Annotated in this window: 10 protein-coding genes; 6 read left to right on the top strand and 4 right to left on the bottom strand. The window is 66.5% G+C overall.

Annotation, left to right across the window (positions count from 1 at the left end):
* The 3 genes from J0M27_RS17705 to J0M27_RS17695 all read right to left on the bottom strand — a co-directional run.
* On the bottom strand, positions 1-2,268 hold a 2,268-nt coding region (locus tag J0M27_RS17705; protein WP_294994817.1), incomplete at its 3' end, for an FAD-dependent oxidoreductase.
* Positions 2,249-3,268 carry a VTT domain-containing protein gene (locus J0M27_RS17700; RefSeq protein ID WP_294994814.1) on the bottom strand — a complete coding sequence of 340 codons (1,020 nt, stop codon included), beginning with the start codon at positions 3,266-3,268 and terminating at the stop codon, positions 2,249-2,251. The genes J0M27_RS17705 and J0M27_RS17700, both read right to left, overlap by 20 nt.
* On the bottom strand, positions 3,255-4,118 hold the full coding sequence (locus J0M27_RS17695; RefSeq protein WP_294994811.1) for a sterol desaturase family protein: 864 nt from the start codon (positions 4,116-4,118) through the stop codon (positions 3,255-3,257). Before J0M27_RS17695 ends, J0M27_RS17700 begins: the two co-directional genes overlap by 14 nt.
* Positions 4,119-4,281: 163 nt before the next feature.
* Between J0M27_RS17695 and J0M27_RS17690 the strand changes: the two genes are divergently transcribed.
* The 3 genes from J0M27_RS17690 (at position 4,282) to J0M27_RS17680 (ending at position 5,693) form a co-directional block, all read left to right on the top strand.
* Positions 4,282-4,635, top strand: a complete 354-nt coding sequence (locus J0M27_RS17690; RefSeq protein ID WP_294994808.1) for a DsrE family protein — start codon at positions 4,282-4,284, stop codon at positions 4,633-4,635.
* Between the two features lie 13 nt (positions 4,636-4,648).
* Positions 4,649-4,969, top strand: a complete 321-nt coding sequence (locus J0M27_RS17685; RefSeq protein ID WP_294994805.1) for a hypothetical protein — start codon at positions 4,649-4,651, stop codon at positions 4,967-4,969.
* A 64-nt stretch (positions 4,970-5,033) separates the two neighbouring features.
* Positions 5,034-5,693: a metalloregulator ArsR/SmtB family transcription factor gene (locus J0M27_RS17680; RefSeq protein WP_294994803.1), complete on the top strand. Its 660-nt coding sequence runs from the start codon at positions 5,034-5,036 to the stop codon at positions 5,691-5,693.
* A 145-nt stretch (positions 5,694-5,838) separates the two neighbouring features.
* Here J0M27_RS17680 and J0M27_RS17675 read toward each other — a convergent pair whose 3' ends face one another.
* Positions 5,839-6,219, bottom strand: a complete 381-nt coding sequence (locus J0M27_RS17675) for a C-GCAxxG-C-C family protein (RefSeq protein WP_294994800.1) — start codon at positions 6,217-6,219, stop codon at positions 5,839-5,841.
* 133 nt (positions 6,220-6,352) lie between these two features.
* Here J0M27_RS17675 and J0M27_RS17670 point away from each other — a divergent pair, with 133 nt between their 5' ends.
* The 3 genes from J0M27_RS17670 (at position 6,353) to J0M27_RS17660 (ending at position 10,885) form a co-directional block, all read left to right on the top strand.
* Positions 6,353-7,651, top strand: a complete 1,299-nt coding sequence (locus J0M27_RS17670; RefSeq protein WP_294994798.1) for an HD-GYP domain-containing protein — start codon at positions 6,353-6,355, stop codon at positions 7,649-7,651.
* Entirely contained in the window at positions 7,648-9,621 is a 1,974-nt protein-coding gene (locus J0M27_RS17665) for a PAS domain-containing hybrid sensor histidine kinase/response regulator (protein ID WP_294994795.1), read from the top strand. Before J0M27_RS17670 ends, J0M27_RS17665 begins: the two co-directional genes overlap by 4 nt.
* A gap of 67 nt (positions 9,622-9,688) precedes the next feature.
* Positions 9,689-10,885, top strand: a complete 1,197-nt coding sequence (locus J0M27_RS17660; RefSeq protein WP_294994792.1) for a methionine gamma-lyase — start codon at positions 9,689-9,691, stop codon at positions 10,883-10,885.
* The last annotated feature ends 25 nt before the right edge of the window (positions 10,886-10,910 follow it).

Here is a 10,910-nt window from a genome sequence, read left to right as displayed (position 1 = left end):
GGCGCGGCGGCCGGCGGCGGCGGCGGTGACGATCAGGTCGGCGCCATGCACGGCATCGCCGCCGGCGAAGATGCGCGGGTGGGAAGTGCGGCCGTGGGCGTCGACCTTGATCGCGCCGTATTCGGTGGCGACGCCGCCGGCTTCAAGCCAGTAGGGCGCCGCCGGCTGCTGGCCGAAGGCGAGGATCACGGCATCACAGGGCACGGAAATCGCCGTAGCGTCAGCGCCGACTTTGAAGTTCACGCTACGCACTGAGGCGTCGCCTTCGATGGCGAGCGGCGTGTGCTCGAAGAGGAAACTCACGCCTTCCTCAATCGCCGCGACGCGCTCGTGCGGGTTGGCACGCAGCTTCTCGGCCGTGCCGCGATAGGCGATCGCCACACTGGTTGCGCCGTCGCGCAACGCGGCGCGCGCGCAATCCATCGCCGTGTCGCCGCCGCCCAGCACCAGCACACGCTTGCCGACGAGGCTGCCGGCGACGGCTCCGTCCTTGCCACGGTTGATGCGGCCGAGATAGGACAACGCGTCATCGACGCCGAACAGCTCGCGCCCCGGCAGCGAAACCTCGCGCGCCTGGCGCGCGCCGAGGCCGAGGAAGACCGCCTCGTTGTCGTCGCGCAATTGCAGGAAGCGTTCGGCATCGACCTCGGTGCCGAGCTCGAAACGGATGCCGGCCTGCTCCAGCAGGATGCGGCGGCGGTCCAGCGCGCGCTTGTCGAAGCGGAAGGGTGGCAGGCCGCTGGACAGCATGCCGCCGACCTGCGTATCGCGGTCGTAAACCGTCACGTTCCAGCCGGCGCGATTCATTGCCTCGGCGAAGGCCAGTCCGGCCGGGCCGGCGCCGATTACCGCGGCGTCCTTGTCGATGCGTTTGGCCGGTGCCAGTTGCGGACGCCAGCCGCGGGCCAGGGCTTCCTCGGTCACCGCGTGCTCGATGGCGCCGATGGCGACGGCCGCCTCGCCCTGCCGCACGCGGGCACAGGAGCCTTCGCAGAGCCGGTCCTGCGGGCACAGCGCGCCGCAGAGTTCCGGCATCGGCGAGGTAGAGGCCATGATTTCGGCGGCGGCCTCGATCCTGCCCTTGGCGGCCTGCATCAGCCACTCGGGTATGCGGTTGTGCAGCGGGCAGGCCGTGCGGCAGGTCGGTTCGCCGCAGTCGAGGCAGCGCGTGGCCTGGGCCTGGATCTCGGCCAGCGGCAGGCGCTCGGCGCAGGCGTCGATGCGCGGCAGTTCCGGCGCGGCGACGCGGCGCAGGAGATGGGTCGCGTCCTGCCTCAGCGCCGGACGCAGCAGGTTGCGCACGTCGCGGATTTCCAGCGCGTCGGTGGGGCAGGAGACCACGCAGCGCGCGCAGCCCATGCAGTCTTCGAGGCCGGTGACGCGGCCGTGGGCCTTGCCCTGCTTCCACACCGGGATGCCCATGTCGCAGGCCTGTTCGCAGCGGCCGCAGTCGATGCAGCGTTTCTCGTCCATCTTCACGTCGTAGAAGCCGGCATGGTTGAGCAGGCCGAAGGTGGCGCCGAAGGGGCAGAGGAAGCGGCAGTAGGCTCGGTTGCCGACCAGCGGCGCGATGAAAAAGGTGCCGAAGTAGGTGGCGGCGACCAGCAGGTAAAAGCCGCTAACGAAGGAAATCGTCCAGGAGTTGGGCGGGTATTGCGTCACCACCAGCACGCCGACGTAGTAGACGAAGAACAGCCATTTGATGTGGCGCAGCTTCCAGGCCAATTCGCCGCGCGGGGAATTCTCGCGGAAGGCGAAGCCCACCGTCTCGCGGATGCCGACGCAGGGGCAGCCGAAGCCGCAGATCACGCGCCGGCCGAAAAAGAAGACCAGCGCCAGCACGAGGAAGAAAGTCAACGTGCCCGGCGTATGCAAAGAGGGAAACACCGGTTGCGACCAGAGGTAGCCGATGTAGGGTTCGAAGAAGGGATTAAGCCAGGGCACCAGCCACCACAGGCCGGTGACCACGCCGACCAGGATGATCAGGCGGCGCCGCGTGTAGGCATTTTTTTCGGCGACGATGCGCCAGATGCCGAAGGCCAGGATGATGGCGTATTCGGTGTAACGGTTGAGCCAGATCGGGCTCTCGAAAAGGAATAGCCAGGTCTCGTTGAGCCAGCCGACGAAGGCCAGGGTGAAGGCCGCCAGCGACAGCAGCTTGACCGGCCAGCCATAGCGCGAGGGCAGGGTGTCCTGCTCGTCCGCCGTGACGCAATGCGGCGCGCGCGGAAAGCCGCCGATGGGTTGTTCAAGCGTGATGGTGGCCAAGGGCGTTCTCCGCGATAGGGGTGGCGGGAGTGGTGGCGCCGGCGGTCGGATAGCCCAGTTCGCGCCAGGCGAGGATGCCGCCGCGTACGACGCGCAGGCCGGAAAAGCCATGCTTCGCCAGCAGGCGCGCGGCCTGCCCCGAACGCACCTGGGTGCGGCAGATCAGCACGATCCCGTCCTTGCGCCAGGAGCCGAGTTCATCGATGCGCGCCCGCAACTCGCCCAGCGGCAGGTTGATGGCGCCGGGCACATGGCCGGTTTCGCCATCGAAGTCCTTTGCCTCGCGGACGTCGATCACGGCAATGCCGCCTGCCGCCTGCAGAGCGCGCAGCATTTCCGGCGTGATCATCAGGCCGGCCTTGAACTGGCGCACCAGGCGCGGCAGGAACATCAGCGCCGCTGCGACGGCCAGCGCCAGCAGGCCGTTGCGGATGGCGTTGGCATCACCGGCCAGCGCCGCGCGCCCGGCATGGCCCAGCCAGGCATAGGCCAGCGCGCCGGGCAGCATGCACACGGCGGAAGCCAGTGCGTAGGCGGCCAGCGGAATGCGTGTCAGGCCCAGGGCGTAATTCACCACATTGAAGGGGAAGAGCGGAACCAGCCGGACGAAGGCGACGAAGCGCCAGCCCTCGGCCTCGACGCCCTCGATCAGTTGCTTGAGGTGTCCGCCGGCCTTCCGCGCCACCCACTCGCCGGCCAGGTGGCGCGCGACGAGGAAGGCCAGCACGGCGCCCAGCGTGGCGCCGGCCAGGCTGTAGAGTGCACCGGGCAGGATGCCGAACAGGGCGCCGGCGGTCAGCGTCAGCACCGAACCGGGGAGGAACAGCACGGTGCCGGCGGCGTAGATCGCGATGAACAAAACTGGCGCCCACCAGCCGGCCGACGTAAGCCAGGCTTGCAGCGCCTCCTGCGAGAACTGTTCGCGGTTGGCGAAGGCCAGGGCCAGGCCCGCGACCAGGGCGATGCCCAGGGCGAGGCGTGCCAGGCTAGCGGGCTTCATGGCCGGCCGCGCCGCCGTGGCCGATTGCATAGCCCTCGCCGGAATTGATGAAGGGAATTGCCAGCATCCCGGGCAGGCTGACGCAGCGCGGGTCGCCGCCAAGGCCGGCGACGCCGATTTCCATGCTCTCCTGCGGCAGGCGTGTGGCGGCACGGTAGGTGCCAAAGAGTCGGTCCCAGACCGAAAGGTTGAAACCGAAGTTGCTGTTGGCCTCGGCGTTGTCGGTGGAGTGGTGCACGCGGTGCATGTCGGGCGTCACCAGCAGCACGCGCAGGCCGGCATCGGCAGCGGCGGGCAGCTTGACGTTGCCGTGGTTGAACATCGCCGTGGCATTGAGCAGCACCTCGAATACCAGCACGGCGGCGGCCGGTGCGCCGATCACGGCGATCACGGCGAACTTGATCAGCATCGAGAGGATGATCTCGAGCGGGTGGAAGCGCGCGCCGGTGGTCAAGTCGTAATCCGGGTCGGCGTGGTGCACCTGATGCAGGCGCCACAGCACCGGCACGGCATGGACCATCACGTGCTGGACCCATATCGCGAAGTCCATTGCAACCACGGCCAGCACCAGCGCCAGCCCGTCGGGCAGGTCGATGTTGTTGAGCAGGCCCCAGCCGCGCTGCGCGGCCAGCGTGGCGAAGGCCACGGAGGCGAAGGGGAAGGTCAGGCGCACCAGCACGGTGTTGAACACCACCAGCCCGAGGTTGGCGCTCCAGCGCCGGGTGCGGGTATGCAAGCGCGCACGGCGCGGTGCGGCGACTTCCCAGACCGCCATCAGGGCGAAGATGCCGAAGAAGAAGGAAAGCCGGGTCACCGTTTCGTTGGCCAGCGCAAATTCATTGAACGCCATGCGAACCCTCCTCGTAAATGCCGCTTGCGCCCGGAATGAGAAGCGGCTAATATTCAAATAATCAACCAAACAGTTGAATAGTACGAAGGCCGCTGCGGGATGTCAAGGGGCAATTCCCCGCGGGGCCGACCGCCCTGTTCGGAAAAGATTGGAGGCAAGGGAAATGGCAAAGCATCTATTCATACTCAACGATCCGCCGTATGGCACGGAGCGCAGTTACAACGCCTTGCGCCTTGCGATTTCGCTGGCCAAGGTCGAGGGCGGGCAGGTCCGTGTGTTCCTCATGGGCGATGCCGCCGCCTGCGCCAAGTCCGGGCAGAAGGTGCCCCAGGGTTACTACAACGCCGGCGACATGCTGGGCATGGTCGCGCGGCGCAACGCCGAGGTAGCTGTCTGCGGCACCTGCATGGACGCGCGTGGCATCGCCGAAGGCGAGCTGGTGGCGGGCGCGCTGCGCGGCACGCTGGCGCAACTGACCGAATGGACGGTCTGGGCTGACAAGGTTCTGGTGTTCTGATGGGCCGCCCGTCGTGAGTCCGGTCAAGGTCATTTCGCAGCAGCCCCCCGGCGGGCGTTGCGGCCTCTACACCCGCTATGCGGAAGCCATCGAAGCGGTCACCGGCTGGCCGCACAGCGTGGTGCACAGCGAAACCCGTGATGCGCATGGCGAGGGGTTCCCGAGCCTGGCCATCCGCGATGTCGCGCTGCAGCCGGAAGATGCGTTCATCCTGACGCCGGAGGAGATCCGCATTCACCTTGCCGGGCTGGGAGTGGCGCCAGGGACGCTAAATGCGTTGATGGTTCGCTTGCAGGCGATCCACGATGACTTCATGAGGCCGCTGTCGGGCTAGCCCGGTACAATTCAGGGACGCGCAGGCAGGCGAACGCTGGCGAACAACGAGGAGCGCATTGCAAATGTCAGGCGGAAATTTCAAGCAGGACGTCTATGCACAACTGGCGCGGGTGGCCAAGGCGGTCGGCCATGCCAACCGCTTGGAGCTGCTCGAGTTCGTCGCGCAGGGGCCGCGCGGCGTCGATGAACTGGCCAACATGACGCATCTGTCGGTCGCCAATGCCTCGAAGCACCTCCAGGAACTGCGCCTGGCCGGGTTGGTCCGGGCGCGCAAGGAAGGCGTGCGTGTGTTTTACGAAGTGGCGGGGCCCGATGTCGTCGATCTGCTGGGTTCCCTGCGCGTGGTGGCGGAAACTCGCGTCGCCGAGGTCTCGCAACTGCTGCGCACCTACATCACGGCGCGTGACGACCTGGAACCGATACCGGCGGAAGAGCTTATGGAACGCGCCCGGCTGGGCTTGGTCACCGTACTCGACGTGCGTCCGCCTGAGGAATATGCCGCGGGCCATTTGCCGGGCGCCGTCAATATCACCGTGCAAGCCCTCGGCGGCCACCTCAAGCGCCTGCCCAAGGGACGTGAGGTCATCGCTTACTGCCGCGGCCCCTATTGCCTGTTGTCGGTGGACGCCGTGGCCCTGTTGCGGGAAAAAGGCTACAAGGCACGGCGCCTGGAAGACGGCTTTCCCGAGTGGAAGGCCGCCGGCATGCCGGTCGAGGCCTAAGCCGGTCGCCTCCTTCGTTCGCCTATAGGATCTCGATCACCCATTTTGTCACGATGCCATTGGCATGGGCGCACTTGCCGCCGTGCGCGGAGTCGAAAGCCTCGTATTCGGCGGCATTCCACATGTCGTAGGTGCGGCCGGTGAACTACTGCTGCAGTTCGCGGCAGGCAATGCCGCCGAACTCCGCGCGAAAGCGCTCCCTGAGCTTCTTCGCTTTCTTGACGTTGTTGATGTAGCGGCCCTTGTCCGGTTTGTCGCGATCGCGCCCGTACTTCGCGCTCAGCGCCAGAAGGCCGCCGGTGAGCGTGCCGCAGACGCCTTCGCCGAACGGGGCGCCGCCGCCCGAGAGTCCATGGCTCGCCTTGACCATCTGGTCGCCGACAATGCCGATGGTTTCCTGCGCGGTGGCAAGTACGCACTGCGGACAGCAACCGTAGTCGAGTTCGTACTGGGTTGCCTTTTGGTAGGTCTCGTCGGCCAGCACAATACGGTCGGAATCCATGATCAGCCCTAGGGTATTAGCCATATCTAATATATGACTCTCTCAGGGTGGATGCAATCCTCAATGCGGCGACTACGGATACCGGACCTGCAGGTTTTAGTGCGATAGTTATACATACTGGGTGCTTCATTCCATTTTCCGCAGGTTCGACAAGGCAATGCAGAACAGCGAAGCAAAATTCATCGACGTAAGCGACCTGCGGGTAGGCATGTACGTCTTTCTGGACCTTGACTGGATGAAGCATCCGTTCGCACTCAACAGCTTCCGGATTTCGTCGCGCGACCAGATCGAGACCATCCGCGGCTTCGGCATCGGGCAGATCCGCTGGTCGCCCGAGCAGAGCGACCCGGACGTGATACGTGAAAAGCGGGCACCACAGTTGCCGCCCAACGGCAACCATGTCGCGCGCCAGGCGGTGGTCGACGCGGTGGTGGCCGAAGCCGAGCTGGTGCGCCAGCGCCGCCAGTTGCTGGCGGCCCAGCAGGAAAGCCTGGCCATCTGCGAGCGGCAGTTTGCCGTCGCGGCGCATGGGTTCCGCCAGGTGGTGGACAACGTTGATGTCCAGCCTGGGATGGCACGCCTGCGCTCGGAACAGATCGTCGGCGGCATGGTGGAGAAGATGCTGGAGCACGGGGAATCGGACATTCGCCTGCTGTCCGAAAACGCTGGCGAGAAATCTTCCCTGCACGCCGTCAATGTGACAGTCATCGCGCTGCTGCTGGGCAAGGCCCTCGGCCTGGATTCGGCTGAACTGGCCGAGGTTGGCACCGGCGCGCTGTTGCACGACATCGGCAAGATGCGTCTGGCGGAACGCCTGCGCTGGTCCGATCCGGATTTCAACCCCGCCGAACGAAAATTGCACCAGGAGCATGTCGCCCATGGCGTCGCCATCGGCCAGGCCATGCAGCTCGCGCCACGTGCGCTAGCCGCGATCGCCGAACACCATGAGCTGGCCGACGGCAGCGGCTATCCGCGCCGCCTGGCGGGCGCCGCCATTGCACGGCCGGCGCGCATCTGCGCCCTGGTCAACCAGTACGACAACCTGTGCAACCCGCAGAACCCGTCGCTGGCGCTCACGCCGCACAATGCGCTGTCGCAGATCTACGCACTGATGAGGCCCCACTACGACAGCGAGGTGCTGACCCTCTTCATCCGCATGATGGGCGTCTATCCGCCCGGCTCGGCGGTCGAACTGACCGACGGCCGCTATGCGCTGGTCGTTTCGGTGAATTCCCTGCGCCCGCTCAAGCCGCGCATTGTCATCTTCGAGCCGCGCGTGCCGCGCGCCGAAGCCATGGTCGAGGACCTCGAACATTTGCCGACAATCGGCATCCGTCGCAGCCTGAAGCCGCTGCAGCTGCCCCGCGCCGTGTACGACTATCTGTCGCCGCGCAAGCGCCTTTGCTACTACTTCGAGCGCGCTCGCCCGGGCGGTGAAAGCGAGGTGGCGTCATGACCCGGCCGGACTGGCTGCCGCTGATCGAAGCCATGGGCAATGCCGTATGGATCGTCGACGCGACGTCGTTGCGCGTCGTTGCAGTGAACCGGGCCGCCGCGGACCTGCTCGGCGTGCCGGCCGCAGCGCTGGTCGGCAAGCCGGCCCTGGAGCTGGCGGCGACCCCGGAGGATGTCTGCTTCTGGGAGGATGCGGCGCGTGGCCAGGGCGACCGCATCCGGTCGGAAACCCTGCTGGTGCGCGGCGACGGCGGCAGCGTGCATGTCGAGCGCACGGTCAGCCGGGTCACGGTCGGCGGCACAAGCGTTTTCGTGGTCGACATGCGCGACCAGTCCGCCGAGCGGCGCACCGAGGCGGATCTGGAGCGGCTGCTGGCCGAACTGCGCGCCACGCTGGAATCGACCGCCGATGGCATCCTCGTCATCGACCTGCATGGCGCGATCCGGAACTACAACCGGCGCTTTGCTGAACTATGGAACCTGCCGCAGGAACTGGAAACACGGCGCGACGACGCCGCGATCCGCGAGTGGATGGCGCAGGGTATGCTCGACCCCGCCGCCTATGCCGATCGCCTTGCGGCCATCACCGGCGAACCGCTGCTGGAAACCAGCGATGTGCTGTCCCTGCGTTCCGGCAGCACTCTGGAACGCGTCACGCTGCCGCAGTACGCTCGCGGCCGGCCGATCGGACGGGTTTTCTCCTTCCGCGACATCACCAACCTCAAGCAGGCGGAGCGTTCCCTGCGTGAAGCCAACGAAAGCCTGGAGGCGCGGGTCGCGGAGCGCACGGCGGAACTGGTGATCGCCAAGAACCAGGCCGAGGCCGCCAACATCGCCAAGAGCGCATTCCTTGCCAACATGAGCCACGAGATTCGCACACCGATGAATGCCATTGTCGGCATGACCAGCCTGTTGCGTCGCTCGGGCGTGACCCCGAAGCAGGAAGAACGGCTGGACAAGATCGGCGTGGCAAGCGAGCACCTGCTGGAGATCATCAACGCCATCCTCGACATTTCCAAGATCGAGGCCGGCAAGCTCGAACTCGAACAGGCCGAAGTCACGGTCGGCGCCATCACCGCCAGCGTCGCGTCCATGCTGTTCGAGCGCGCGCAGGCCAAGCGGCTGAGGCTGGTGGTCGAAACGCAGCAGCTGTCCGGCCGCTTGCTCGGCGATCCGACCCGGCTGCAGCAGGCGCTGCTCAACTACGCCACCAATGCGATCAAGTTCACCGAGCGTGGCACCGTGACCTTGCGCGCGCGGCTGATCGAGGAATTGCCCGACGAGGTGCTGGTGCGCTTCGAGGTCGAGGACACCGGCATCGGCATCGACGCGCAGGCCTTGGCCAGGCTGTTCTCCACCTTCGAGCAGGCGGACAACTCCACCACCCGCAAGTATGGCGGCACCGGCCTCGGCCTCGCCATCACCCGGCGCCTGGCGGAACTGATGGGCGGCAGCGCGGGCGTCAAGAGCGAGCCCGGGGTCGGCAGCACCTTCTGGTTCACGGCGCGCCTGGCGAAGGGGCGGGCGCCGGCCGCCAGCACCGCGCCGGCCGTGCGCGCCCAGCTTGCAGGCGGCGTGGTCGTGGCGCAGACGGACCGGCGGCGCATCCTGCTGGTCGAGGACGATCCGATGAATCGTGAAATAGCGATCGTGGTGCTCGAAGACACGGGTCTCATCGTCGATCCGGCGGCGGACGGCGACGTTGCGGTCGAGATGGCGGCTGCCCACGATTACGCGCTGATCCTGATGGACATCCAGATGCCCACCATGGGCGGTATCGAAGCCACCCGACACATCCGCGCCTCGGCCAATGGGGCCGCGGTGCCGATCATCGCCGTCACGGCGAATGCCTTCGCCGAAGACAGGGCGCGCTGCCTCGAGGCGGGGATGAACGACTTCATCTCCAAGCCGTTCAATCCAGACAAGCTGTTTGCGATAATCCGCAAGTGGCTGCCGCAAGGCGACGCCTGAGGCGTTGCACGGCGCCACCCGCGCGGCACCGCCGCTGCGGTCCACCATCAACAGGGGAAATCCGGCCATGACCAAATCCAGCGGGCTCCGCAAGGGCTTTTCGACGCGCGCCATCCACCATTCCTACGACCCCTATGCCGGCCACGGCTCGCTGAATCCGCCGGTCTATCTGAGTTCGACCTACACATTCCCCACGGTCGAGGACGGCGCGGCTCGCTTCGCCGGCGAGCAGGCTGGCTACGTTTATTCCCGCGTCGGCAACCCGACCACGCACCTGCTCGAACAGCGCATCGCCGACCTCGAAGGCGGCGAGGCCGCCGTGGTCACCGGCTCGGGACAGGGCGCCACCACCTCCTTGCTATGGACGCTGCTCGCGCCCGGCGACGAGATCATCGCCGACAAGACGCTCTACGGCTGCACCTTTGGCTTCCTCAACCACGGCCTGGCCAAGTTCGGCGTCAGGATCACCCACCTCGACCTGACCGACCCGCGCAATCTCGAAGCGGCGATCGGCCCGCAGACGAAGATCGTGTTCTTCGAGTCGCCGGCCAACCCCAACATGCGCCTCATCGACATCCCCGCGGTTTCCGCCATCGCCCGCCGCCATGGCGCGCTGACCGTGGTGGACAACACTTATTGCACGCCCTACCTGCAGCGCCCGATCGAACTCGGCGCCGACTACGTGCTGCACTCGGCGACCAAGTATCTCGGCGGCCACGGCGACCTGATCGCCGGCGCCATCGTCGGGCCGAAAGAGCCGCTGCTGCAGGTGCGCTTCCATGGCCTCAAGGACATGACCGGCGCTGTACTCTCCTCGCAGGACGCCTTCCTCATCCTGCGCGGGATCAAGACCCTTTCGTTGCGCATGCACCGTCACAGCGAGAACGCACAGGGCATCGCCGAGTTCCTCGCGCGCCATCCCAAGGTCGAGGTCTGCCATTACCCGGGGCTGGAATCCTTTCCGCAGCGCGAACTGGCCAGGCGCCAGATGAAACTGCCCGGCGGCATGCTGGCCTTCGAGCTCAAGGAAGGCATCGAGACCGGACGGCGCTTCATGAATGCGCTGCAATTGATCACCCGCGCCGTCAGCCTCGGCGACGCCGAGAGCCTGGCCCAGCATCCGGCGAGCATGACGCATTCCTTCTACACGCCGGAAGAGCGCAAAGAGCACCTGATCGGCGAAGGCCTGGTGCGCATTTCGGCCGGCCTGGAGGATCTCGAAGACCTGCTGGCCGACGTCAAGCAGGCGCTGGATGCCGCGTGACGCGTGAACCGCCGTGCCGCGGGCG

This window comes from Sulfuritalea sp. (assembly GCF_017302275.1).
Classification (GTDB): Bacteria; Pseudomonadota; Gammaproteobacteria; order Burkholderiales; family Rhodocyclaceae; genus Sulfuritalea.
The sequence above is the reverse complement of the archived record's forward strand: the minus strand, read 5'-3'. Positions and strand labels throughout refer to the sequence as shown.

Excerpts from the sequence above, each read along its gene's own strand:
- J0M27_RS17700 (WP_294994814.1), bottom strand. The coding sequence starts at position 3,268 with ATGAAGCCCGCTAGCCTGGCACGCCTCGCCCTGGGCATCGCCCTGGTC.
- J0M27_RS17695 (WP_294994811.1), bottom strand. The coding sequence starts at position 4,118 with ATGGCGTTCAATGAATTTGCGCTGGCCAACGAAACGGTGACCCGGCTT.
- J0M27_RS17690 (WP_294994808.1), top strand. The coding sequence starts at position 4,282 with ATGGCAAAGCATCTATTCATACTCAACGATCCGCCGTATGGCACGGAG.
- J0M27_RS17680 (WP_294994803.1), top strand. The coding sequence starts at position 5,034 with ATGTCAGGCGGAAATTTCAAGCAGGACGTCTATGCACAACTGGCGCGG.
- J0M27_RS17675 (WP_294994800.1), bottom strand. The coding sequence starts at position 6,219 with ATGGCTAATACCCTAGGGCTGATCATGGATTCCGACCGTATTGTGCTG.
- J0M27_RS17670 (WP_294994798.1), top strand. The coding sequence starts at position 6,353 with ATGCAGAACAGCGAAGCAAAATTCATCGACGTAAGCGACCTGCGGGTA.
- J0M27_RS17665 (WP_294994795.1), top strand. The coding sequence starts at position 7,648 with ATGACCCGGCCGGACTGGCTGCCGCTGATCGAAGCCATGGGCAATGCC.
- J0M27_RS17660 (WP_294994792.1), top strand. The coding sequence starts at position 9,689 with ATGACCAAATCCAGCGGGCTCCGCAAGGGCTTTTCGACGCGCGCCATC.